Genomic DNA, 22,347 nt, shown 5'->3' on the forward strand with positions numbered 1-22,347 from the left:
AGGCGGCCGACGCAGAGGCCCTGCGCCGTGATGAAGGGCTGACGCTGCCGGCCGGTCTGGACTATGCGGCGATCGGCGGTCTGTCCAACGAGGTTCGCGAAAAGCTCGAGCGGGTCAGGCCCCAGACATTGGGCCAAGCCGGCCGGATCGAGGGGATGACCCCTGGGGCGCTCACCGCGCTGCTGGCCCATGTTCGCCGCGGCGCGACCGAGGCGGCGGCGTGAGCGCGGACCGCGCCGCCTTCCAATCCCGCTTCCGCTGTTCTGATGAGACGATGGCGGAGCTGGATCGGTTTCTGGTCCTGCTGACCGAAGCCAATGCCGTTATGAACTTGGTCGGTCCCGACAGCCTGCCGGACTTCTGGATCCGCCACGCGCTGGATAGCGCGCAACTGCTGGAACATCAGCCCAAGGCTTTGACTTGGGCGGATCTCGGCGCGGGCGCGGGGTTCCCGGGCGTGGTCCTGGCGATCCTGTTGAAGGCGCGCACGGGCGGTCACGTGTGGCTGATTGACAGCTTGGGCAAGCGTTGCCGCTTTCTGGATCAGATCGTGGACGAACTCAAACTACCGGCCACCGTCATCAACGGGCGAGCCGAGGATCAGGCGGTCAGGTGCGAGGTTGTGACGGCCAGGGCGGTCGCGCCGCTCGAGAAGCTGCTGGCTTATGCACAGCCGTACTTCCAGCGCGGTGCACAAGGGCTGTTTCTCAAGGGAGAGAAGGCCGAGAGTGAGTTGATCGCCGCCCGCCAGGTCTGGCATTTCGAAGCGGAGCTGTCGCCGTCGCTGAGCGATGCGCGCGGCCGGATCGTTTCCATACGGAGCCTGAGACGTGCCCGATAACACGCCCCTGCCGCCCGTCTCGCCGCGCGTTCTCGCTGTCTCCAATCAGAAGGGTGGGGTCGGCAAGACTACGACCGCGATCAATCTGGGCACGGCTTTGGCGGCGATCGGCGAGCGCGTGCTGATCGTGGACATGGATCCGCAGGGCAATGCCTCCACCGGTCTGGGTGTTCCACGTGAAACACGGCGTATCACCATCTATGACGTGGTGGTTGATGGGCGCTCAATTCAGGACGCCGCCGTGCAAACGGCCGTACCGGGTCTGTCCATAATCCCAGCCGACGCCGATATGTCGGGCGTGGAAATCGAGCTCAGTCAGGCGGATAGACGCTCCTATCGTCTACGCGACGCTCTGGCGGCGCAGGACCGAACGGGTCAGACCGGGTACGACTATGTGCTCATCGACTGCCCGCCGTCGCTGAACTTGCTGACATTGAACGCCATGGCCGCGGCGGATGCGGTTCTGGTGCCGCTTCAGTGTGAGTTCTTCGCGTTGGAGGGTCTGAGCCAGTTGATGAAGACCATCGACATGGTGCGCCACAGCCTGAACCCGGCCCTGGAGATCCAGGGTCTCGTTTTGACCATGTACGACCGTCGCAACGCCTTGTCGGGCCAGGTCGCGAACGACGTGCGAGCGCACTTCGGCGACAAGGTCTACGACGCCGTCATTCCCCGGAATGTGCGGGTGTCCGAGGCGCCGTCGTTCGGCAAGCCCGTTTTGATCTACGATCTGAAGTGCGCGGGCAGCCAGGCCTATCTGCGTCTGGCCCGCGAAGTCGTGGCGCGCGAGCGCCAGCGCCGCGCCGCCTGAAGCCTTGAAAGGAACCGCCATGTCCGAACGTCAGAGAGGTCTCGGTCGGGGCCTGGCCGCCTTGATGGGCGAGCAGGACGCCGCGCCCGGCGCCGCCGCGACGACGACGACCGAAAGCGTGCGGCGCGCGCCGATCGAACGGCTGAAGCCCAATCCCGATCAGCCGCGCAAGATCTTCCAGCGCGAAGATCTGGACGAACTGACGGCCTCGATCCGCGACAAGGGCGTGCTGCAGCCGATCCTGGTTCGGGCCCAGCCCGGCGAGGAGGGGATGTGGCAGATCATCGCTGGCGAGCGTCGCTGGCGCGCGGCCCAGGCGGCGCGTCTGAAGGAAGTGCCGATCGTCGTCCACGAGATGGAGGACAGCGACGTCCTGGAAGCCGCCATCATCGAAAACGTCCAGCGCGCCGACCTGAACCCGGTCGAGGAAGCGAACGCCTATTCCAACCTGATGGAGCGTTTCGGCCGCAGTCAGGACGCCCTGGCCGGCGTGGTTGGCAAGAGCCGCAGTCACGTGGCCAACACCCTGCGCCTGCTCCAACTGCCCATCTCGGTGCTGAATCTGGTGATGGAGGAGAAGCTGACGGCCGGCCACGCGCGCGCGCTGATCACCGCGCCGGACCCCAAGGCCCTGGCCGACGTGGTCCTGTCCAAAGGGCTCAACGTGCGTCAGACCGAGGCCCTGGCGCGACAGGCGGCCGAAGGCCCGAAAACGCCGCGTCCGAGCAAGGCGAAGTCGGCGGATGGCGACGCCGACATCGCCGCCCTGGAACAGGATCTGGCCGACGCGCTGGGCCTGAAGGTCGCGCTCAGCGATCAGGGCGGCAAGGGTGAGCTAACGCTGCGCTATGGATCGCTGGAGCAGCTCGATGAGTTGTGCCGTCGACTGATGAAGGGCTGACCCCATGACCGACACAGGCAAGGCTCAGGCGCTCGACGCTCTAAAACGCGCGCTGGCGGCCAAGAAGGCGGGCGTCTCCGCTCCCGGCAAACCGGGCAAGGCGCCGGTCGGCGGGACCGAAAAGTCGATGCAGCGTCAGGCTGCGGCGATGAACAAGCCGGCCTTCCGCAAGGCCTCCAAGCGGGGCTAGAGCCCGACTTTACAGCCCCAGGCGACGCCCGCGCGCGGCGATCTCCAACAACAGGCGTTCGGCGATCAACTGGTCAGGCAGGCCGGTCGTCTTGGACGCGACATCGGCGGCATTGACGCTGTCCTGAACCTCGTCGAGCATTTCCAGACGCCAGCCGCGCGCCTGACGCAGCATTTCGGCTTCCTGTTTCCAGAAGACGCCGGCGGCCTTGGCGGCCTCCTTCGCGCCCGCGCCGTTATGTTGCAAGATATTGATTCGACGAAGTTTTCCGAGATGAAGCGCGGTCATGCGCACGGCCATGACGGCGCTTTCGCCCTCGGCGAAGGCGCGCCGCAGGCCGGCTTGGGCGGGACCAGGCCGCGCGCCGAAGGCCTGAAGCGCCGCGTCGGACAGGGAGGCGTCGGGCTCGACGCCCAGATGCTGTTCCAGCTCTTCAGGCCCGATGCTGCGACCCGAACCCGGGCCTATGAACAGGACCAGCCGCTCGATCTCCTGGCGCATCAGGCCGCGCTCTCGGGGCAGGCGGGCGACGAACATCTCCAGCGCGTCCGAGGTCAGGCCCACCTTGTCGGCGGCGAGGGCCTCGCGGGTCATGCGCGAGACATCCCCGACCTCGTCTTCATAACAGGCGATCAAGACGGCGCCCGCGGCCTTCTCCGCCGCCTTGCGCAGTGCGGATTCGCGGCCCAGGGCCCCGGCCTCGATCACCAGCATGGCGTCGGGGTTGAAGCCGCCGTCGGCATGGATCGTCAGGGCGGCGGCCAGGGCCTTGTCGACGCCTGGCTTGCCTTCGCCCAGCCGCACCCGCACCAGGCGCCGGCCGCCCATCAGGCTCATGGCGGTCAGGGCGTCTTCCAGCCTGGCGGGATCGCTGTCGATGTCGGAATCGGTCAGCAGGGTGACGTTGAAGGGGTCGTTCAGGTCCGGCGTGACGGTCTTGGACAGGATCACCGCCCGCTCGCCCACGCCTGAGCGATCCTTGCCATGGAAGAGGGCCGCGCGGACGGCCGGGTCCGGCGACTTGAGGAAGCGATCGACCTCGGGCCGCTTGGCCAGGATCATGGCGTCATCGCTCCCGGCCTAGGGCTGGCCGACGGCAAGCGCCCGCATCAGGTCCAGCCGGATCAGCCGGGCCAGTTCGGCGGCGGCGCGGTCCTCGCCGTCCTGCTGGGCGGCGATGGCGGCATAGGGCTGGTCGGCCGCCGCATAGGTGACGGTGGCGGTCTCCGTACCCGTCAGCGCTTCGGCGCCGCTCGCGGGCGTCAGGGTCCAGACCGCGCGAACGGTCAGCTCGTAGCGGCTGGCGGTGTCGTCGATGCGGCGACCCAGAGGACGGCGCTCGGCGTCCAGAACCGCCGACAGCGCATAGGCCGACGGCGTGGTCCGGTCATAGCCCAGGGCGTCTTCCAGCTGCTCGCGCAGACGATAACCCAGCCGGTCGTCCGGCGTGTTGACCGTGATGCGAGACAAGCCGCCCGCTACGCCGAGGTCGCCGTAAAGAGGCGTAAAGCCGCAACCCGACAGGGCTACGGCCGCCGTCAGAACCGCCAGCGCGCGCCTCATCCGGCCACCAGATTTACGATGCGATCGGGCACGACGATCACCTTGCGGACCGAGAGGTTGTTGGCGGCAAGGTAGGCCTGGACGGCCGCGTTGGCCAGCGCGGCCTCTTCGACCGCCTTGGGGTCCGCGCCCTTTGGCATGACGATCTCGCCGCGACGCTTGCCGCCGATCTGGACTGGCAGGGTGACCTCGTCGTCGGCGGCCAGTGCGGGATCGTAGACGGGCCAGGGCGCATCCAGGACCATGCCGTCCTCACCCAGGCGGGCCCAGCATTCCTCGGCCAGGTGGGGCGTGAAGGGGGCGACCAGGCGCGCCAGGGCTGACAGGGCCTCGCGCCGGGCCTCGGCGTCGGCGCCGGCGTACTGACGCACGGTGGCGACGAAGGCGTAGAGCTTGGCGATGGCGGAGTTGAAACGGAACCCCTCGACCCCGTCCGACACGGCCTTGATGGCCTTGTGCGTTTCGCGGCGCAGGGCGGCGCCGGCGGCCGCATCGCCGGATTGAGCGGCGTCAAAGCCGTCGAACTCGGCCCAGACACGCTGGACGAAGCGGCTGGCGCCCTCGACGCCGCTTGTCGACCACTGCACGTCACGCTCGGGCGGGCTGTCGGACAGGACGAACAGGCGGCCGGCGTCGACGCCATAGGCCTCGATGATGTCCTGGGGGGCCACCACGTTCTTTTTGGACTTGGACATCTTCTCGATGTCGCCGATCGAGACCTGGGCGCCCGTCGACAGGCGCGTGGCGACACGCTGGCCGTCCACCGTCTCGATGCGCACGTCCGAGGGCTCGATCCAGCGCGGCTTGCCGTTGTCGACGCCGTCGAAATAGGTCTCGTGGACCACCATGCCCTGTGTGAACAGGCCGGCGAAGGGCTCCTTGACGTCCATCAGGCCCGCGTTCGTCAGGGCGCGGCTGATGAAGCGGGCGTAGAGCAGGTGCAGCACCGCGTGCTCGACCCCGCCGATGTACTGATCGACCGGCAGCCAGCGGGCGGCGGCGGCGCGGTTGATCGGATCGGCCGCCTTGGGATCGGCGAAGCGGGCGAAGTACCAGGAGCTGTCGACGAAGGTGTCCAGCGTATCCGTCTCGCGCCGGGCGTCGCCGCCGCAGGAGGGACATTTGACGTGCTTCCACGTCGCGTGGCGGTCCAGCGGATTGCCGGGCACGTCGAAGGTGACGTCCTTAGGCAGCTCGACCGGCAGTTGGTCGGCCGGAACCTCGACGGGGCCGCAGGCCTCGCAGTGGATGATTGGAATGGGGCAGCCCCAGTACCGCTGGCGCGACACGCCCCAGTCGCGCAGGCGATAGATGGTCGCGCCCTGACCCTGGCCGGCGGCTTCGATGCGGCGCACGGCCTCGGCCTTGGCGGTCTCGATGTCCAGCCCGTCCAGGAAGTCGGAATGGAAGATCGAGCCGGGGCCGGTGTAGGCTTCCGATCCCACCGCGAAATCATCGTCCGCGCCTTCCGGCCGGACGACCGGGATGACGGGCAGATCGTATTTGCGGGCGAAGTCCAGGTCGCGCTGGTCGTGCGCGGGGCAGGCGAAGATCGCGCCGGTTCCGTATTCGGACAGGATGAAGTTGGCGATCCAGACGGGGACTTCCTGGCCGGTAAAGGGGTGCACGACCTTCAGGCCGGTGTCGCGCCCGATCTTTTCGGCCTGTTCGATCTCGGCCTGGCTGGAGCCGCCCTTGCGGCAGTCGGCCACGAAGGCGGCGATGGCCGGGTCGGCCTCGGCCAGCTGTTTGGAGATCGGGTGGTCCGGCGCCAGGCCCATGAAGCTGGCCCCGAACAGGGTGTCGGGCCGGGTGGTGTAGATCTCCAGCCCATTCTTGAAGCCGGCCGGCGCTTCGCTCGCCCAGGCCCAGGTCATCTGCAGCCCCTTGGAGCGGCCGATCCAGTTTTCCTGCATCAGCCGGACCTTGTCGGGCCAGCGGCCTTCCAGTTCGGTCAGGCCCTCGATCAGATCATCGGCGTAGTCGGTGATGCGCAGGAACCACTGGTTAAGCTTGCGCTTCTCGACCACGGCGCCCGAGCGCCAGCCGCGTCCGTCGATGACCTGTTCATTGGCCAGCACGGTGTTGTCGACCGGGTCCCAGTTGACCACGCCGTCCTTGCGATAAACCAGGCCGCGCCGATACAGCTCCAGAAACCACGCCTGCTGCTTGCCGTAGTATTCGGGGTCGCAGGTCGCGAACTCGCGCGACCAGTCCAGCGACAGGCCCAAGAGCTTCAGCTGATCGCGCATGTTGGCGATGTTGGACCAGGTCCAGTCGCCGGGATGGACGCCGCGCTCCATGGCCGCGTTCTCGGCGGGCATGCCGAAGGCGTCCCAGCCCATGGGGTGCAGAACGTCGAAGCCCTGGGCCCGCTTGTGACGCGCCACCACGTCGCCCATGACGTAGTTCCGGGCGTGCCCCATGTGGATGTTTCCGCTAGGATACGGAAACATTTCAAGGACATAGTATTTAGGACGACCCGTATCGTCGTTGGATACGGAAAAGGCGTCGGCGTCCGCCCAGCGGGCCTGCTGGCGAGGTTCGGCGGTCTTGGGCTCGTATCGGGCCACGGTCAGTCCTGAAGCGTCGGCTCAGGCGCTGAGCCCTGAAGCCGGCCCCCGAGGATGGTGAGAGGTGGGTTTAGCGGGCGGTCGAGAGGTTAAGCTGACGCGCCTTGGTCAGGATGGCGTTCTCGAGGTCGGTCTCGGTCTGCGCCGCGACCGGCGCCGTGACCCAGCCGCCCGAGGCGTCGCGCACTTCCTTGGTCACCGTGACGTTCAGCGCGTCGGCGCGCAGACGGCGGTCCAGGATGAAGACGGTCGCCTTGAAGCGCTCGTTCGGCGTGGCCGGATCGGCGTACCAGTCATAGTTCACCACGCCGCCGAACGGATCGGCGCTGGCCAGGGGCATGAAGGCCAGGGTGTCCAGGGTCGCGCGCCACAGGAAGGCGTTCACGCCGATGCCCGGCTGGGCGTTCGCCGCCGCCGACCGATCACCGCGGAAACCGGGCACGCCGCCGCAGGCCGACACCGTCAAACCCAGGAGAAGCGCCGGGACCGCCGCCTTGAGCGCGCCGCGAAACTGGCCCATCGAACATCCTCTTCGTCTCATGTGAACGTCGGCCGGCCCTTGATAAGGCGCGCAGTCCGACGGCCGGCGCCCGACGGCGCGCAAGCTCGGCTCTATAACACGGTCAAAAGGGGCGATGACAAGGCGAACCGCCGCGCCGCGCCTCATCTTGGTCTGATCGTCGCCCAATCGCGTGACCGCTGCGACACAACCGCCTGTCCGAATCGCGGGGAACCGGCGCGAGAGCGTCACGTTGCGTTGACCGGATGAACGGACGGCGCTTAATCGTCGAACGTCCTTCGGTGGAAACGCCGGTTCGGGATGAAAGGCGCCGCGCCAATGCGGCGCGTGAGGGCAGGACATGCGCTTCGGCGGTGTGATAGCGGCGGTGGCGTTCGGGTTGGCTTTGACCAGCCTGGCTCAGGCCGCCCAGGCTCAGACCTCCAATACCCAGCGTCGCGCCCCCGCCGCCCAGACCACGCTGGCTCAGGCCGCGGACGCCGCTGATCAGGCAGTCGCCTCGACCTCGCGCGATCGTCGTGGCCTGCGCTGGTACGATCCGGGTCGCTGGGGCCTCAACTTCAATCTCGGCCAGCCGACCAGCCGTACGGGCGAAGCTGGAGAAGTCGAGGCCGGGGCCTATTACAACCTGAACCGCAGGCTCAGCGTCGGCGCCGCCGCCGAGCTCGGCACGCGCGAGATCGATCCTGCCCGTCCCGCCGAGTCGGATCGGCGCGCCCAGCCGCGCGTGCGCCTCGAAACCATCTTCAAGTTCTGATCGGGACTGGGCCGAAGGCCTGGACGACCGCATCAACCGCTGCGAGGCCGCAAACGCCTTTCAAGGCGTCAGCCGTTTCGGGCGTGATCCCGCCAAGAGCATAGGCGGGGCAGGGCGCGGTGTTCGCCCATATCTCGAGCGCCTCAATCCCGACGCTCGCCCGCGCCGCCGAGGCGCCGCCAGCGGGAAACACAGGCGACAGCACGACGGCGTCGAGGTCGCGGGCCAGGCCGAGCGCGTCTAGAGAATGCGCGGCTCCGGTGACGATCCAGCCGGGGCGTCTCGTCATCGTCGAGGCGATCGACAGGACGCGTTCAGGCAGATGGACGCCGTCCGCCTCGATTTCATGCGCCAGATCGACGTCCAGCCCGACCAGCAGTCGGACGCCGGAGGCACGCGTGACCTCGCGCAGGCGCCGGGCCTGCTCCAGGGCGTCGGGCGCGCCGAAATGCCGAAACACCACGGCTGCTCCCGCCGGCAGACGCTCGGCCGTCTCCCAGGGCCTGGGCGTGCGCTGTGGATCGGTGAAGAACAGCAGGGGAGGCAGGCGTGCGGCGGCCGGGCTGACAGCGGCGGCCGCGCGGTTTAGAGCCACAGCGGCGTCCCAGAGCCGTCGGGCGTCTTCAGGCAGGGTTGCGCTCATGACCGCCTCATCGCCCGTCGCGGCCGCCGCGTCCATAACCCAGGCCCTTGCGGAAGCGCGCGCCCGGATCGAACGGGCCGCCCGCGCGGCCGGCCGATCTGACATCCCGACCCTCGTCGCCGTGACCAAGACCCAGGCCAATGAAGCCGTGCAGGCCGCCCTGGACGCCGGCCAGCGCGTGTTCGGCGAGAACCGCGTTCAGGAGGCGCAAGCCCGCTGGGCCGACCGCCGTGGGACCGTGGCCAACCTGGAGCTGCGCTTGATCGGCCCGCTCCAGACCAACAAGGCCTCTGACGCGGTCGCCCTGTTCGATGTGATCGAGACCGTGGACCGGGAGCGCCTGGTCGATGCCTTGGCGCGGGCCGCCGAAAAGTCCGGCAAAACGCCGCGCGTCCTGGTCCAGGTAAATACGGGGCGGGAGGCGCAGAAGGCCGGCGTCGTTCCAGATCAGGCCGACGCCTTGATCGCGAACGGCCGATCCGCCGGTCTGCAGGTCGAAGGCCTGATGTGCATTCCGCCGGCGAAAGCGGCGCCCGAACCGCATTTCCGGCTTCTGGCCGAAATCGCGGCGCGCAACGGCCTGAATGTCCTGTCCATGGGCATGAGCGGCGATTTCGAGGCCGCGATCACCGCTGGCGCGACCCACGTTCGACTGGGCTCGAGACTTTTCGGGGGACGAAAAGCGCCGCTTTCGCCCTCTTGAGTGTGACAAATGCGGCCGCACGCCTTGGCGCGGCCCTCAAGCCTCGCCATTCTGTGTTCATGCCCGCACCCAAGACCATCCTGATCATCGACGACGACGACGACCTGCGCGAGGCCTTGGCCGAGCAGCTGGCGCTGCACGAGGAGTTCCGCCCGGTCCAGGCCGCGACCGCCACCGATGGCGTGCGCCAGGCGCGCGAGATCCGCGCCGACCTGATCCTGCTGGATGTCGATCTGCCCGACATGGACGGGCGCGAGGCGTGTCGCCTGATCCGCAAGGCGGGGGTTTCGACGCCGGTCATCATGCTGACGGCGCAGTCGTCGGATTCCGACGCCATCCTGGGCCTGGACTCCGGCGCCAACGACTATGTGACCAAGCCCTTCCGGTTCGCCGTGCTGCTGGCGCGCATCCGCGCCCATCTGCGCAGCCACGAACAGTCCGAGGACGCCGTCTTCCAGGTCGGCCCCTACGAGTTCCGGCCCGCCTCAAAGATGCTGCTGGACGCCAGGGGCAAGAAGGTGCGGTTGACCGAGAAGGAAACCAACATCCTCAAATACCTCTATCGCGCCGGCGCGAAGCCCGTGTCGCGCGAGGAGCTGTTGACCGAGGTCTGGGGCTACAACGCCGGGGTCACGACCCACACGCTGGAAACCCACATCTATCGCCTGCGCCAGAAGATCGAGCCGGAACCCGGCCAGGCGCGGCTGCTGCTGACCGACACCGGCGGCTATCGCCTGCAGCCCTGATCCTCAGGCGCTCGGCGCGGTGTCCTGAAGGAATCGGCGAAATCGGTTCAGCGCCTCCAGCGTCAACTCGGGGCTATGCCGCATAGGTCCATTGTTGGTCGGTTCGTCAAAGGCGTGGGTGCCTTCGGCGATCCAATGCTCCACCTGAACGCCGCAGCCCTCGATCATGGCGTTGACCCGCTCGGCGTTGCGCACCGTCGTCAGGTGGTCCTTGCGGGCCGTGACCGCCAGCAGCCGGGGACAATGACGCCAGGGCCGCATCCGGTTGAAGGCCCAGGGCCCGATATAGGGATAGGCCAGCCAGACCGCCCTGACCCCTGACAGGTCGCCAGAGGCTGCGTCGCGCACGCCCAGGGCGCCGGGGCGCGAGACGTCGGCGGCCAGGGTCTCCATGATGGCCCAGCCGCCATGGCTCCAGCCGGCCAGGGCCAGCCGACCGGCGTCGACATCGGGCCGCTGAGACACGCCCTGAATGGCGGCGAGAACATCGCCGCCCCGTTCGTATCCGCGCAGCTTCAGGCCGGTGCAGACGGTGGTCAGCGCCACGGTGCGGCTGATCCGGCGCGGCGCATAGGAATCGACGATGAAGGTCCGCCAGCCGACCGCCGTAGCCGCGTCCGCGTAGCGCGGCAGATGGCTGCGCAGGCCGCCGCAGCCGTGGAACAGGATCACCGCAGGGCGCGGCCGGTCATCCTGTGGCCCGTAGGCCTGAATATGAGGCTCCAGCCGGTCCCAGAGAGATGCGATGTCTTCCATGTCTCAGTCGTGGGGGTCTTCGCGGCCGGGGTCCAGACTGTTGTCGACGCGCTTGTCCCAGCCCTCTCGGCTGGAGCGAAAGGCCAGGGCCATCAGACCCCAGGTCAGGCCGGCCGTGCCCAGGACGCCGATGCCCAGGGCGATCCAGCCGTGAAGGTTCATCGCGCCGCCGCCTATGGCGGTCCACGTCACGCCCAGCAGAAGCGTGGCCGCCGCGGACACCGCGACGGCCACCAACAGAAGGCGAAGGAACCGAACCATGCGGCGCTCGTCTCGGCCGCTCGCCCAGCCTAGCGCTGGACCCACTGGCCCTGGGCGTTGCGGTACCACTGGCCGGAAGAGATGCGGGGCAGAAGCTGCGCCTCGAACATGCGGGCGCCCGCTACCTCGGCGGTGGTGCCGGCCTGGGCCGCGCTCTGGGCGTAGGCCCGGCGACGCGCATCGTTGGTCACCTGCACCGCCTCGCGCACAGTGGCGTCGGCGCTGGATTGACGAATGCCCAGGTAGCCGTCGGCCTGTTCGCCGACCACACCCTGCGCCTTGGCGGCGTCGATGGCGGATTTCTGCTGGGCCGTCTGCGCATAGGCCGCACCGGCGGCCACGCCCAGCGCCGCGATCGCGGCGCCGATGACGAAGAGCTTGCGGAACGTCATGACTGAAGCCTTCCTCCGAACATCATCGGATCAGAACAGATTGGGGTTCTCGCGCAGAAGCTGCTGCAGCTCCTGATCGAGTTTCACGCGCACCTCGGCGTCGAGCTTGGCGTAGATCGAGATCGGCGCGACTTCCAGCCGAACCGTGGGCGTGCAGGCGGCCGCGCCCATCGACAGGGCGGCGGCGGCCAGCATGAGACCGGCTGTGGATCTGGGGCGACGGATCATGGCGCGAAGCTCCGTATTGGTTCGCGACGACTTAAACGCCACTGAGGGTGAATGGGTTCTGAACGATTGGCCAGCCGTCACGGCGTGGGCTCCGGCTCGCCGGCGCGCGCGCGCTGATAGGCGATCAGGTCCGAGATCAGCTGATTGACGTTCAGGGTCGTGTCCAGCGTCAGATCGATGCCGGTGTCGGACGGCAAGGGCAGCTCGCGCTTCAGGAAGTCGCGGGTGATCAGTTCGCGCAGGCTCAGGCGCAGTTCCTGCCGCTGAGGCGGATCGTGGCGGCCCTTGATGTGGAACAGCAGGTTCAGCCGCCCGCCGTCCAGGCTGTTCACATCCGCCGTCAGCAGGTCGAAGGCCAGGTTCTCCATCGCCTGGTAGGCCAAGTCCTGCACCGTGTTGGGGGCCACGTCCTCGCCGCCGCCGCCCGCCTCAAGATCGCTGAGCGCCTCGCGCTGGATCGACAGCCGGCCGGGCCGCGTCGCCGTCAGCTGACCGCCCGAGACGCGCACGCCGTTGGCGGAGTCCCAGGTGAAGGGCAGCCGCCCCGACACCATCGCATCCATCCGAACCTGCTCGGCGAAGCCTGCGCCAGAGATCAGATCGCCGATCTGGACATTCTCCAGCACCAGCACCCCGGTCGTCGCGGCCTTAGGATCCAGGGGAATAGACAGCGGCTCCAGTCGCGCCCAGCCGCCACCCACCCGAACGGCGGCGCCGTCGACCAGCAGGGCGGCCGTATCCAGGCCGAACACCAGCTCCAGGTCCGACAGGTCCGCGAAGGCGTCCAGCGACCGCACCGTCAGGCGCTGGCCCGGCGCGGCCTGCAGCGGCGCCAGACTGTTGAAGGCGATGTCGCCCGACAGACCCTCGACCGGCCCGGCGGGGCTGACGAAATCCAGCGACGGGATGGTCAGTCGGCCCGAACTGGTCCCGACCTCGGACGCCGCAGACCAGTCGAACCGGCCCTGGAAGCGCGCCGAACCGGTCACCGGATTCTGCACATAGTCCTCGACCAACGGGCTCAGCAGATTGGGCTGAAGCCCGCCCTCGGCGAACGTCAGCAGGCCGGTGTCGATCGTCACACCGCCGGCCTGGGCCCGGCCGTCGTGGGTCAGCACCACCTGGCCGAGGGCGAAGTCGCCGCGCGACAGGACGAACTCGCCGCTCCACACCTCGTTTCTCAGGCCCGCGCGACCGGCGGCCGACAGGGGGCGGAAACGCGTCGGGTCGGCCGCGTCGGTCACGCTGGCGCTCTCGACGCCCGCCGTCAGCGACAGGCCGGCGGGACCACCATCGACCCGCAGCGGACCCTGGGCGTCGGCGAACCGCATCTGAAGGAACGGCGCCTCGGCGGCGACCCCCTCGAACCGGCCGCGCGCTGTCCAGCGCCCGCCCTCGACCACAACCAGGGGCGCATCGCTCGGGCACAGACGGCCCGAGATGTCGGTGACGCTGTTCTCCTCGAGCTCCAGCCGCGCCACGGTCAGCGGCGTGCAGTCTTGGGCCGTGTAGGTCAGCCGGCCTGCGGACGAGGCCAGCAGGCCGGCGGTGGTCAGCTCGATCTGGCGCGCCAGGCCGAAATCCAGGCCGGCCCGGCCCGTCAGCCGGGCTTCGAAGCCCGAAGACGTCAATCGCCAGTCGGGAACGGTCATGTCCAGCGCCGGCAGGCCCCGGCCCCGCGTGGACGTCAGACGCAGGCTCCCGCCGCCCAGGCGGCCCGGCTCGGCGGCGTAAAGCGGGCGTGCGCCTGCTGTGACCGTAAGCACGCCTCCGTTCACGGGCCGCGCCGTGGCCGATTGGGTCAGACTCAGACGGGTCCCGGGGCTGCCGGTGGTCAGGCGAAAGCCCGGCAGGTCGAGGGCGAAGGCCGACAGGGCTCGCTTCATCTCCGCGAGTTCGGGCAAGTCGTCAGGCCGAGGCGGCCCGAACAGGGGCCAGGCGGCGCGGCTAGAGGACGCCGACCCCGCGACCGTCACATTCGTCGCGCCGGCATGGGAGATGTCCAAGGCGGCGCGCGAGCGCAGTCCTTCCAGCCGCACATCGTTCCAGTCCACGCGTGACGCCGAGAGATCGAGGGGCGCCCGAACCTCGAAAGCCGACCCCCGTCCGCCGGCGTCCAGTGCGGGGGTGGCGGCCGTCAGGCCTGAGGCCGTGACACCGCTCGTCGACAGCCGCGAAGCGCCGATGCGAGCGGCCCCCGAAACGCTCCATTGCGTCTCTTGGCGACGCGCGCGCGAAATCTGCGTTTGCGCGTCCTGAACCGACAGGAAGAGGTCGCGTCCCGTCGCCGCAGGACCGTCCAGGCGGCTGGCCCGAACAGACAGGCGGCTGTCGCCGGTCAGGCGATAGGCATTGATCCAGCCCTGGACCGTCCCATCCAGCGTGTGGCTTACCGTCAGATCCGCGCCGCGCGATGCGCCCACATCGAGACGATCCGCCGTAAGCTCGCTGAGCAGGTTCACGACCCCGCCGGTTTCGAAAACCTCTTCGTCCGGATACGGCAGGTCGCCGTTCAAGGTCAGACGGGCGCCCTGAACCCGCGTGGCGCCCGCGCCGGCGCGTCGAGCGTCCGCCGTCAAAGCCACGGTCAGGCGCCGCCCATCCTCTGCGTCGGCGCTCAGCCGCCAGCCCAATCCGCGAGCCTCGATGCGTCCGCTTTTCAGCGAAGCGGCGGGCGCGCGGGCGTCCAGCCGGCGCAGCTTGCCGTCCACCAGTCGAGCGTCGGCCAGCACCGGATAGGGGCCGTACTCGGTGAACAGGCGCAGGCGGCCGGTTTCCACCAGAACCTCGGGCGCGGTGGAATCCGGGCTGGGCGGGCGAGCGCGGAACTCTTCGACCAAGGGATCCAGCGAGCCCAGCGACAGGCGCCCCTCGGCCCAGGTCGCCTTCAGCACCGGCCGGATCAGACGGATACGGCTGGGCGTGACGCCCGGCCCGCGCGCGGACCAGGGGCCCGCCACGGCGTAGTCCACCTCGACCCGCTCCACCGCGAAGTCGGGGTCGTCCGCCGGCCCGATGCGCACCTTGGCCACGAAGCGGTTCAGATCCACCGTCTCGACTTCAACATCGGCCTGGATGCCGCGCTGCTCCAGCCAGCCGACCAGCACCTCTCGCGCGGCGGTCCTGCGGTTCAGATACAGCAGCCCCGCCACCACGATCAGGGCGGCCAGAAACACCAGCATGATCACGAACAGCCGCGAGCGGCGCCGGCGCGGCGCCGGGGCGGCTTCGTCCGGGATCTTGTAGGGAGAGGGGTCGGTCAATCAGGTCGCCCGTTGAAGGACTGGAGGCACGCCCGCTAACTCTTTCGCCGCGACAGCGTTGCCACAAGAACACTGCGGCGTGGCGGCCAGGACACTTTCAGTCAACAGAGGCGACATATGGGCCATGACGCCGAGAGGACCTACAAGATGGCTGATGATGGATGTGTGTTCGAGATCAGCCAGCAATTTCGAGACTGACTTTCGAAAGCTTCGCTTCACCCAAGTTAACCATTTGTAACCGTCTGTCTTCACAGGATGTACTCGGCGGGTTATACGGCTTGCCTCGCGGTCGGGGGATCTGGTCGCGGACCCAGTTGATTCCAGTTGTTGGCGCCGAAGTGCGCCGTCGCTTGCCGGGGACCGATGGCTCAGTTCGATCCGCGTCGACAGCCAGTGCGGCTGTCGCCACATCTGCTTACCACGGTTGCGGCGGTCTCCGTCGCCCTGATGGCCGGAAAGGCCGTCCACCAGCCCGCCCGGGCCCATGAGGCGCCGCCGCTGAGCGCAACCCAGCTCAACGCGCTAGAGGCCCAGGCCTTCGCCGCCGCCGGCGCGCCCGCCGGCCTCACCACCCCCGAAGCCGTTCCTGTCCAGATCCGCCGCGGCGAAACCTTCGAGCAGGCCGTGCGTCGCACCGGCGTCACCGCCGAGGAAGCCGCCGCCGTCGCCGCCACCGTGGCCGGCGCCTTCGACCTCAAGGACCTGCGCGCCGGCCTCAAGTTCGAGACCGCCATCGCCAAGGAGCGCACCGGTCGCGGCGACGCCCGCCTGATCGGCCTGACCATGCGCACCGGTCCGGCCAGCCAGCTGACCGTGTCGCGCAGCTTCGACGGCGCCCTTCGCCTTCGCGCGCTGGAGGAAAAGGTCACTCGCGAGACCGTGGTGCTGAACGGCGATGTCGAGCGCTCGCTGTCTGGAACCGCCCGCAACATGGGCGCGACCGCCGCCATCGTGCGCCGCGCCAGCCAGTTGTTCGCCCACAAGCTGGACATGCAGCGCGACGTGCGCGCGTCCGACGAATTCACCCTGGTCTTCGACCGCGCCGTGACCGAAGGCGGCCGCACCATCGAGACGGGCGACCTGCTCTACGCCGAGCTCAAGGGCCACGTCTTCTACCGCTTCCAGCCCGCCGGGGCGCGCGAGGTCCAGTATTTCGACGCCAACGGCAAGAACCTGCGCTCGGCCATGATGCGCACCCCGCTGCAGAACTTCCGCCGTGTGTCCTCGGGCTATGGCGTGCGCACGCACCCGATCTCGGGCTATCGCAAGATGCACCAGGGGATCGATTTCGCCGCCGGCACCGGCACGCCCATCGTGGCGCCTGCCGACGGCGTTGTGGTCGAGGCGCGTCGCTGGGGCGGCTATGGCAACTGGCTGCGGGTGCGGCACCCCAATGGTCTTGAGACCGGCTACGCCCACCTGTCGCGCTACGCCTCGGGCATTCGCCCCGGCCAGCGCGTCAGCCAGGGCCAGATCATCGCCTATGTCGGTTCGACCGGCGCCTCGACCGGTCCGCACCTCCACTATGAAATCTGGCGCAACGGTCAGCGGATCAATCCGGCGGGCGTGAAGACTCAGGAAGGCACCGAACTCTCGGGCGCCGACCTCGCCGCCTTCCGCGCCGAAAAGGCCCGCATCGACCGCATCATCGCCGCGGGCGGCGAGAAGCGGCCCCAGCTGCAGCAGGCTACGGCCGACGGCCTACGTCCCGCCCAGGGCTGACGCCGCCTAACATCCAGATAAGAGCAAGGCCCGCCTCCTATCGAGGCGGGCTTTCTTGATTCCGTCTCAGGCTGAAACGGGTTGGGGCGCCGGGGTCGCCAGCGTGACCCGGCGCGGCCGGGTCAGCCAACCGGCGGCGATCCATACCATCGGCGTCAGGATCGCCGACAGATAGCCGTCAACCGCATAGTGCCAGGCCAGCACCACCGACCCCAGCATGATGACAGCCGCAAAGACCCAGGCCGCAACGCCTAGCCAGCGGTTCACCCTCTGGGCGAACAGAGCCATCAGCACCGACACCGCGACATGCAGGCTGGGCATGGCGGAAATGCCGCCGCCGATCGTGGCCTTGGCGGGATCGCGCGCGCCTTCCAGCAGCATGGCCTGAACATCCAGAGCCCAGATCGGGAAGTGCTCGTTTGCCGCTCTCAACAGGTTCATCTGCTCGGCGTAGGGATTAGCCAGGTGCGGATAAAAGTCGGCGAAATAGACCGGTCCGACCGACGATAGGCCGGTCGCCGCGACCAATCCCAGTCCAATCCAGCACAGCACGAAGGCGGTCAGGAACTGGTTCCTCAGCCTTACGTCGCGCACCATCACCGCCGCTAGGGCGAGCGCGCCGTAGAACAGAAAGAACCAAAGGTGATAGGCGATGTTGATGCCGAACACCGCCCAGGGCGTGCGCAGAACCGGCTCGACCAGACGCCAGGCGTCGGCGCCGTGGATCACCGCGTCCATCTGCGCGAACAGAGGGTCGAGGTGAAATGGGTTCATTTCCGGAATGCCGGCCTTAACCGCCGAGAAGGCCGAGAACATCGCCGGCGCCGCCAGCAGGATCGGCAGCGCCATGATCGCGCGACGCACCACCTGCCACTCGCCGAGCTTGGCCTTCAGGTGCGGCAACGGATGCTGAGGCCTCGCGCGAACCAGTTCCAAAAGGGCCGCGCCGGCGATGATCAGGCCAAAGCCCGCCACGTTGAACAGCAGCCAGAAGTCCTGAACGACAATGACGCTGAAGGGGAATCCGAACTGCGCGCCCAGCCCGGCGCCGACGGCGACCAGGCCCAGGATCAGCCCCACAGGCAAGGCGTTCCAGCGCAGCGATTCCCACGCCATGGTCCTGAATCGTCCAGCGGTCATCGCCCCCCCCCCCCCTTGCGGTTCGGCGAGAACAATGACGTATCTGACTTAAGAAAACGCCTAAGGCGCGATCAGACCTCGAACACCCGATAGGGCGTTTCGCCCAGGGTCTTCAGCACCGGCAGGGCGACGTTGTAGACCGGCGTGCCCTTGTTGGTCCGGCCCTCTGGCGCGCCGCGATGGGCGTGGCCGTGCACCACCAGGCTGATGTTGTCGTAGCGGTCGATGGTCTCGGCCAGCCGCGACGACCCCAGGAAGGCGTGGATTTCCGGCGGCTCGCCGATCACCGTGTCGACCACCGGAGCGTAGTGCAGCAGAACCACGCTGCGCTCGGTGCGCAAGGCTCGGATCGACGTCTCGATGGCGTTGGCGTCATCGACCGCCTCCTGCACGAAACGCTTGATCTGGCTCTCGCCGAACGAGCTGAGCATGTAGCGGCCGAAGCCGCCGATGAAGCCCTTGCCGCCCGCGAAGCCGACGCCTTCGATCTCATAGGCCTGGCCGTCCAGCATCTTGACGCCGGCGTCGCACAGCATGCGGGTGACCTCATCGGGCTGACCGCACTCGTGCTCGTGGTTGCCCAGCACACCCACCATGGGGATGCGGCAGGCCTTGATGTCCTCGATCAGGATTTCGACCTCGCGCGTCTTGCCGAAGTTGGTCAGGTCGCCGCACAGGCACAGGACGTCTGCGTCCTCGTGCACGCGGTCGAACAGCTCGCGGTGCGGCCGCTCGGCGCTTTCGCCGACGTGCAGGTCGCCGACCGCCGCCACGCGAAGGGTCTTGGCCAAGCCGCCGGTCATGCCGGGCTGGGGCGTCTGAGGGTCAGGGTTCGGGTCGGTCATGCGCTCTCTCAATCCACGGGGTCGTGCCGTTCCTCCAGCCCCTTGCCGACCACGTCGCCAAAGCCCCATTCGGAGATGTCGGCCACATAGTCCCGCGGGCTGAACAGCCGGCCGCGGCACACCCTGACGCGCGGCGCCGGCAGATCGACCTGGGCCTGCAGCCGCTCGCTCAGCTCGGTCATCAGCCAGGCGGGCACGCTGTCGCGCTCGGTCGGATAGGCGAAGCGAAAGTTCAGCAGGTGCGCCATCAGCACCTCCCAATACAGATCCATCTGGTTCAGCAGCGACTTCCAGTCGATGGCGTCTGCCTGCTTCAGGATGACGTGGTTCACGTCGGCGCCGTCGTAGCGATAGCGGTCCTGAATGAAGACCTTGGAGAGGATCAGGGCGGTGGGCGGAGTGATGGCGACCTTGTGGCCGTAGACCTCGATGAAATCGTCGCCGAACCAACTGTCATTCACCGCGATGGTGCCGTTCGACATGGCGAAGATGACGTCGAAGAAGTGCTTCTCGTCCTTCCAGACCTTGGCGATCCAGCGCTCGTCCTCGACATCGGTGCGGTAACCGCGGGCCTGGAAGAAGGCGAGGATGCGAGGGTAGTCGCCCGGCTTGCAGAAGACATCCAGGTCCTTGGTCGGCCGGCGAATGCCGGTATAGGCCGCAACCGCATAGGTCCCTGACAGCAGAAACGGAATGCCGCTTTCCTTCAACAGCCGCAGGCTTTCCTCGTAGAACGCCACGGCCTCGGCCGGCGGATGAAAGCTGGGATCTGCCACGGTGTCGGACATCGAACGCTCCTGCGCGCCCGACAGCCGGGGCGAGGCAGCGAAACGGCCTCCTTCGCCACGCGGTTCCGCAGGATCAGAAGAACAGGCTGTCGTCCTGGCGCCTGGCTTCTGGGCGCGCGCGACCCGGGGCGGGACGGGTTTCCCGGCGCGCGGGCGGCTCGGCCTGGGGCCGGGCGGCGATGGGCGGTGCGGACGGCGCGGACCTTTGGGCGCGTGGGACCGGGGCCGGCGTAGGGGTTTCTGACGTGCGCTCAGAAGGTGCGGCCTTGGGCGGCGGCAGGTCAGGATAGGGCCGCCCGGTGGGAGCGGCGGGCGGCGCCGGGCGTCTTGGTGCAGGCGGGGCGGCCGGGACGGCCTCAATCGGCGTCGGAGCCGGATCGGCTCTGGCGCGGTCCTCAAGCACGACAGCCCAGGATCGCTCGTCAATGCAGGCGCACGCCCTCAGCCGGCCGGCCCCGTCACGCCAGATCACCAGCGGATAGCCGACCCTGCCCCCCGACGCCGCAACCAAGCCTTCAAGCTGACCGGCCAGGCGGCGACCCAGGGTGACCAGGCCCGGGCGCGCCACGCCCTCGTCCGCCGAAGGCAGGCCCGCCGCCGTCCAGCGCGCGGGGTCGGTCGCCAGCCAGCGCTCCAGAAGGGCCGGATCACGGCTCAGCCACAGTTCGGCGACGGTCGCTCGCTCGGCCTTGGTGGACTGGACCACGCCGTCACGGTCCGTCGGCGCGAACATCGTCACCCGCACCTCTGCGCCGCTGTCTGCCAGGCGGGGGGCCATCTCGGTCAGGAAGCGCGCCGAGGTCTCGTCATGGCGGTGGGCCAGGATGTGGACAGGCGCGCCCGCGCCACCCAAGGACACCCAGGAGGTCTGGGTCAGCAGGGCCTCGATCTCCTGGGCCTGGGCGTCCACCACGCGCGGCTGCGGCGCGGCGGGCTGCAGGGCGGCCGGCGCCAGGGGCGCCAGCTTGTCGTGGCCGACAAAGCCGACCGCGAACAGCAGCGCGGCCGCGAACGCGCCCAGGACCAGGGTCCTGGTGCGTCCGCGTCTGGCCCGGCTCGCCTGTCGGCTCATGCTTCGCCTCGGATCATGGGCGCCACCATGACGCCCGATCCTGAACAATCACCCAAGGACGCGTCAGGCGCGAATCCGAACCGTCGCGATCGCTCGCTTAACGCATCGTCGGGATGACGAAGGAGCTGTCGGCGTGCTCCAGCTCGCTGTCGGGCCAGCGGGCGGTGACGGTCTTGGTCTTGGTCCAGAAGCGGACGCCTTCCATGCCGTGCTGGTTGGTGTCGCCGAAGGCCGAGCGCTTCCAGCCGCCGAAGGTGTGATAGGCCACCGGCACCGGGATCGGCACGTTGATGCCGACCATGCCGACGTTGACGCGGGCGGCGAAGTCGCGGGCCGCGCGGCCGTTCTGGGTGAAGATGGCGACGCCGTTGCCGTACTGGTGCTTGGACGCGAGCGACAGGGCGTCCTCGAAGCTGCCGGCGCGCACGATCTGCAGCACCGGGCCGAAGATCTCTTCCTTGTAGGACTCCATCTCCGGCTTGACGTGGTCGAACAGCGACGGGCCGATGAAATAGCCCTTCTCGTGCCCCTGCAGGCTGAAGCCGCGACCGTCGACGACCAGTTCGGCGCCGTCCTTGACGCCTTGGTCGATCCAGCCCTCGACGCGGGCCTTATGCTGGGCCGTGACGACCGGACCGTAATGGGCGCCGGCGTCGGTCGAGACGCCGACCCGCATCGACGGGATCTCCGCCACCATCCGCTCGCGCAGTTCGTCGGCGGTCTTCTGGCCGACCGGCACCACGACCGGCAGGGCCATGCAGCGTTCGCCTGCCGAGCCATAGGCCGCGCCCGACAGGTCCTTGATCACCTGATCCATGTCGGCGTCGGGCAGGACGATGCCGTGGTTCTTGGCGCCGCCCATGGCCTGGACGCGCTTATGGTTGGCCGCGCCGGTCTGATAGACATAGTGGGCGATGTCGGAGGAACCGACGAAGCTGACGGCGTGGACCAGCGGATGGGTCAGGATGGCGTCGACCGCCGCCTTGTCGCCGTGCACGACGTTCAGAACCCCGGCGGGGGCGCCCGCCTCCATCATCAGTTCGGCCAGGCGCACCGGCACCGACGGATCGCGCTCCGACGGCTTCAGGATGAAGGTGTTGCCCACCGCGATGGCGACGCCGAACATCCACATCGGGATCATGGCCGGGAAGTTGAACGGGGTGATGCCCGCCACCACGCCCAGCGGCTGGCGCATCGAATAGACGTCGATGCCGGGACCGGCGCCCTGAGTGTACTCGCCCTTCAGAGCATGCGGGATGCCGCAGGCGAACTCGATGACCTCGAGGCCGCGTTGAATATCGCCCTTGGAGTCGGCGATGACCTTGCCGTGCTCCGAGCTCAGCAACTCGGCCAGCTCCTGCATATTGGCTTCGACCAGGCGCTTGAACTCGAACATCACCCGCGCGCGGCGCTGGGGATTGGTCGAGGACCAGCCTTCGAAGGCGGCCTGGGCGGCCTGGACCGCGCGGTCCAGTTCGCTGTCCGTCGCCAGCTGCACTCGCGCCTGAACCTCGCCGGTGTTCGGATTGAACACGTCGCCGAACCGGCCCGAAGCGCCCGTGAACGCCGCGCCGTCGATGAAATGGGAAATGTCGCGCATGAGCTGGGCCTTGATCCTGGAATTTCCGTTCT

At 68.4% G+C, this 22,347-nt stretch carries 23 protein-coding genes and 1 pseudogene; 9 read left to right on the forward strand and 15 right to left on the reverse strand.

The features are described from left to right. The 5 genes and pseudogenes from ACK4I0_RS11590 to ACK4I0_RS11610 all read left to right on the forward strand — a co-directional run. Positions 1-224 (forward strand): annotated as a pseudogene (locus ACK4I0_RS11590) (tRNA uridine-5-carboxymethylaminomethyl(34) synthesis enzyme MnmG); the annotation flags it as partial. A gap of 50 nt (positions 225-274) precedes the next feature. Beyond that, positions 275-841 (forward strand): 16S rRNA (guanine(527)-N(7))-methyltransferase RsmG, encoded by a 567-nt coding sequence (gene rsmG / locus ACK4I0_RS11595; RefSeq protein WP_409611186.1) that lies wholly within the window; start codon positions 275-277, stop codon positions 839-841. Between the two features lie 7 nt (positions 842-848). After that, a complete protein-coding gene (locus tag ACK4I0_RS11600; protein ID WP_409611188.1) occupies positions 849-1,652 on the forward strand; it encodes a ParA family protein in 804 nt (267 codons plus the stop codon). Positions 1,653-1,671: 19 nt separating this feature from the next. Further along, positions 1,672-2,553, forward strand: coding sequence for a ParB/RepB/Spo0J family partition protein (locus tag ACK4I0_RS11605; protein ID WP_409611112.1), 882 nt, complete (start codon positions 1,672-1,674; stop codon positions 2,551-2,553). Positions 2,554-2,557: 4 nt separating this feature from the next. Beyond that, positions 2,558-2,743: a hypothetical protein gene (locus ACK4I0_RS11610; protein ID WP_409611114.1), complete on the forward strand. Its 186-nt coding sequence runs from the start codon at positions 2,558-2,560 to the stop codon at positions 2,741-2,743. Between the two features lie 9 nt (positions 2,744-2,752). On the opposite strand, the gene holA is transcribed toward ACK4I0_RS11610, so the two are convergent. From holA to ACK4I0_RS11630, 4 genes are all read right to left on the reverse strand, one after another. Further along, entirely contained in the window at positions 2,753-3,805 is a 1,053-nt protein-coding gene (gene holA, locus ACK4I0_RS11615) for a DNA polymerase III subunit delta (protein ID WP_409611116.1), read from the reverse strand. Between the two features lie 18 nt (positions 3,806-3,823). Next, entirely contained in the window at positions 3,824-4,306 is a 483-nt protein-coding gene (gene lptE, locus ACK4I0_RS11620) for an LPS assembly lipoprotein LptE (protein WP_409611118.1), read from the reverse strand. After that, the gene (gene leuS / locus ACK4I0_RS11625) at positions 4,303-6,879 is read right to left on the reverse strand and encodes a leucine--tRNA ligase (RefSeq protein ID WP_409611120.1); all 2,577 of its coding nucleotides are present in this window, start codon (positions 6,877-6,879) and stop codon (positions 4,303-4,305) included. Before leuS ends, lptE begins: the two co-directional genes overlap by 4 nt. Positions 6,880-6,949: 70 nt before the next feature. After that, positions 6,950-7,399 carry a DUF3576 domain-containing protein gene (locus ACK4I0_RS11630; protein ID WP_409611122.1) on the reverse strand — a complete coding sequence of 150 codons (450 nt, stop codon included), beginning with the start codon at positions 7,397-7,399 and terminating at the stop codon, positions 6,950-6,952. A gap of 340 nt (positions 7,400-7,739) precedes the next feature. On the opposite strand from ACK4I0_RS11630, the gene ACK4I0_RS11635 reads away from it, so the two are divergent. After that, a complete protein-coding gene (locus ACK4I0_RS11635; RefSeq protein ID WP_409611124.1) occupies positions 7,740-8,156 on the forward strand; it encodes an NtrZ family periplasmic regulatory protein in 417 nt (138 codons plus the stop codon). Here ACK4I0_RS11635 and ACK4I0_RS11640 read toward each other — a convergent pair. Then, entirely contained in the window at positions 8,146-8,799 is a 654-nt protein-coding gene (locus ACK4I0_RS11640) for a thiamine phosphate synthase (RefSeq protein ID WP_409611126.1), read from the reverse strand. The genes ACK4I0_RS11635 and ACK4I0_RS11640 overlap by 11 nt on opposite strands. On the opposite strand from ACK4I0_RS11640, the gene ACK4I0_RS11645 reads away from it, so the two are divergent. Together ACK4I0_RS11645 and ACK4I0_RS11650 are read left to right on the forward strand one after the other, a co-directional pair. Then, on the forward strand, positions 8,798-9,502 hold the full coding sequence (locus tag ACK4I0_RS11645) for a YggS family pyridoxal phosphate-dependent enzyme (RefSeq protein WP_409611128.1): 705 nt from the start codon (positions 8,798-8,800) through the stop codon (positions 9,500-9,502). The genes ACK4I0_RS11640 and ACK4I0_RS11645 overlap by 2 nt on opposite strands. A 59-nt stretch (positions 9,503-9,561) precedes the next feature. Next, entirely contained in the window at positions 9,562-10,248 is a 687-nt protein-coding gene (locus tag ACK4I0_RS11650; protein ID WP_409611130.1) for a response regulator transcription factor, read from the forward strand. Positions 10,249-10,251: 3 nt separating this feature from the next. Here ACK4I0_RS11650 and ACK4I0_RS11655 read toward each other — a convergent pair whose 3' ends face one another. From ACK4I0_RS11655 to ACK4I0_RS11675, 5 genes are all read right to left on the reverse strand, one after another. Further along, a complete protein-coding gene (locus ACK4I0_RS11655) occupies positions 10,252-11,004 on the reverse strand; it encodes a dienelactone hydrolase family protein (protein ID WP_409611132.1) in 753 nt (250 codons plus the stop codon). 3 nt (positions 11,005-11,007) lie between these two features. Next, a complete protein-coding gene (locus ACK4I0_RS11660) occupies positions 11,008-11,265 on the reverse strand; it encodes a hypothetical protein (protein WP_409611134.1) in 258 nt (85 codons plus the stop codon). Between the two features lie 29 nt (positions 11,266-11,294). Further along, positions 11,295-11,657 carry a YdbL family protein gene (locus ACK4I0_RS11665; protein ID WP_409611136.1) on the reverse strand — a complete coding sequence of 121 codons (363 nt, stop codon included), beginning with the start codon at positions 11,655-11,657 and terminating at the stop codon, positions 11,295-11,297. A gap of 30 nt (positions 11,658-11,687) precedes the next feature. Then, positions 11,688-11,885 (reverse strand): YnbE family lipoprotein, encoded by a 198-nt coding sequence (locus ACK4I0_RS11670; RefSeq protein WP_409611138.1) that lies wholly within the window; start codon positions 11,883-11,885, stop codon positions 11,688-11,690. Between the two features lie 77 nt (positions 11,886-11,962). Continuing rightward, complete coding sequence (locus tag ACK4I0_RS11675) at positions 11,963-15,148, reverse strand: YdbH domain-containing protein (protein ID WP_409611140.1); 3,186 nt, start codon at positions 15,146-15,148, stop codon at positions 11,963-11,965. Positions 15,149-15,511: 363 nt separating this feature from the next. Here ACK4I0_RS11675 and ACK4I0_RS11680 point away from each other — a divergent pair, with 363 nt between their 5' ends. Beyond that, the gene (locus tag ACK4I0_RS11680) at positions 15,512-16,870 is read left to right on the forward strand and encodes a peptidoglycan DD-metalloendopeptidase family protein (RefSeq protein WP_409611142.1); all 1,359 of its coding nucleotides are present in this window, start codon (positions 15,512-15,514) and stop codon (positions 16,868-16,870) included. 66 nt (positions 16,871-16,936) lie between these two features. Here ACK4I0_RS11680 and ACK4I0_RS11685 read toward each other — a convergent pair whose 3' ends face one another. From ACK4I0_RS11685 to ACK4I0_RS11705, 5 genes are all read right to left on the reverse strand, one after another. Beyond that, positions 16,937-17,986, reverse strand: coding sequence for a phosphatase PAP2 family protein (locus tag ACK4I0_RS11685; RefSeq protein WP_409611144.1), 1,050 nt, complete (start codon positions 17,984-17,986; stop codon positions 16,937-16,939). 95 nt (positions 17,987-18,081) lie between these two features. After that, positions 18,082-18,855: a metallophosphoesterase gene (locus ACK4I0_RS11690; protein WP_409611146.1), complete on the reverse strand. Its 774-nt coding sequence runs from the start codon at positions 18,853-18,855 to the stop codon at positions 18,082-18,084. A gap of 8 nt (positions 18,856-18,863) precedes the next feature. Further along, positions 18,864-19,643 (reverse strand): hypothetical protein, encoded by a 780-nt coding sequence (locus ACK4I0_RS11695; protein ID WP_409611148.1) that lies wholly within the window; start codon positions 19,641-19,643, stop codon positions 18,864-18,866. 73 nt (positions 19,644-19,716) lie between these two features. Continuing rightward, on the reverse strand, positions 19,717-20,715 hold the full coding sequence (locus ACK4I0_RS11700; protein ID WP_409611150.1) for a hypothetical protein: 999 nt from the start codon (positions 20,713-20,715) through the stop codon (positions 19,717-19,719). Between the two features lie 97 nt (positions 20,716-20,812). Further along, positions 20,813-22,315, reverse strand: coding sequence for a CoA-acylating methylmalonate-semialdehyde dehydrogenase (locus ACK4I0_RS11705; RefSeq protein WP_409611152.1), 1,503 nt, complete (start codon positions 22,313-22,315; stop codon positions 20,813-20,815). Positions 22,316-22,347 lie beyond the last annotated feature (32 nt).

The organism is Brevundimonas sp., assembly GCF_046295775.1.
GTDB lineage: Bacteria > Pseudomonadota > Alphaproteobacteria > Caulobacterales > Caulobacteraceae > Brevundimonas.

Coding starts and splice junctions, on each gene's coding strand:
- ACK4I0_RS11660 (WP_409611134.1), bottom strand. CDS start 11,265: ATGGTTCGGTTCCTTCGCCTTCTGTTGGTGGCCGTCGCGGTGTCCGCG.
- ACK4I0_RS11685 (WP_409611144.1), bottom strand. CDS start 17,986: ATGGCGTGGGAATCGCTGCGCTGGAACGCCTTGCCTGTGGGGCTGATC.
- ACK4I0_RS11635 (WP_409611124.1), top strand. CDS start 7,740: ATGCGCTTCGGCGGTGTGATAGCGGCGGTGGCGTTCGGGTTGGCTTTG.
- holA (WP_409611116.1), bottom strand. CDS start 3,805: ATGATCCTGGCCAAGCGGCCCGAGGTCGATCGCTTCCTCAAGTCGCCG.
- ACK4I0_RS11650 (WP_409611130.1), top strand. CDS start 9,562: ATGCCCGCACCCAAGACCATCCTGATCATCGACGACGACGACGACCTG.
- ACK4I0_RS11705 (WP_409611152.1), bottom strand. CDS start 22,315: ATGCGCGACATTTCCCATTTCATCGACGGCGCGGCGTTCACGGGCGCT.
- ACK4I0_RS11645 (WP_409611128.1), top strand. CDS start 8,798: ATGACCGCCTCATCGCCCGTCGCGGCCGCCGCGTCCATAACCCAGGCC.
- ACK4I0_RS11700 (WP_409611150.1), bottom strand. CDS start 20,715: ATGAGCCGACAGGCGAGCCGGGCCAGACGCGGACGCACCAGGACCCTG.
- ACK4I0_RS11610 (WP_409611114.1), top strand. CDS start 2,558: ATGACCGACACAGGCAAGGCTCAGGCGCTCGACGCTCTAAAACGCGCG.
- ACK4I0_RS11640 (WP_409611126.1), bottom strand. CDS start 8,799: ATGAGCGCAACCCTGCCTGAAGACGCCCGACGGCTCTGGGACGCCGCT.
- ACK4I0_RS11630 (WP_409611122.1), bottom strand. CDS start 7,399: ATGGGCCAGTTTCGCGGCGCGCTCAAGGCGGCGGTCCCGGCGCTTCTC.
- lptE (WP_409611118.1), bottom strand. CDS start 4,306: ATGAGGCGCGCGCTGGCGGTTCTGACGGCGGCCGTAGCCCTGTCGGGT.
- ACK4I0_RS11690 (WP_409611146.1), bottom strand. CDS start 18,855: ATGACCGACCCGAACCCTGACCCTCAGACGCCCCAGCCCGGCATGACC.
- ACK4I0_RS11670 (WP_409611138.1), bottom strand. CDS start 11,885: ATGATCCGTCGCCCCAGATCCACAGCCGGTCTCATGCTGGCCGCCGCC.
- ACK4I0_RS11605 (WP_409611112.1), top strand. CDS start 1,672: ATGTCCGAACGTCAGAGAGGTCTCGGTCGGGGCCTGGCCGCCTTGATG.
- ACK4I0_RS11655 (WP_409611132.1), bottom strand. CDS start 11,004: ATGGAAGACATCGCATCTCTCTGGGACCGGCTGGAGCCTCATATTCAG.
- ACK4I0_RS11695 (WP_409611148.1), bottom strand. CDS start 19,643: ATGTCCGACACCGTGGCAGATCCCAGCTTTCATCCGCCGGCCGAGGCC.
- ACK4I0_RS11665 (WP_409611136.1), bottom strand. CDS start 11,657: ATGACGTTCCGCAAGCTCTTCGTCATCGGCGCCGCGATCGCGGCGCTG.
- rsmG (WP_409611186.1), top strand. CDS start 275: ATGGCGGAGCTGGATCGGTTTCTGGTCCTGCTGACCGAAGCCAATGCC.
- ACK4I0_RS11680 (WP_409611142.1), top strand. CDS start 15,512: ATGGCTCAGTTCGATCCGCGTCGACAGCCAGTGCGGCTGTCGCCACAT.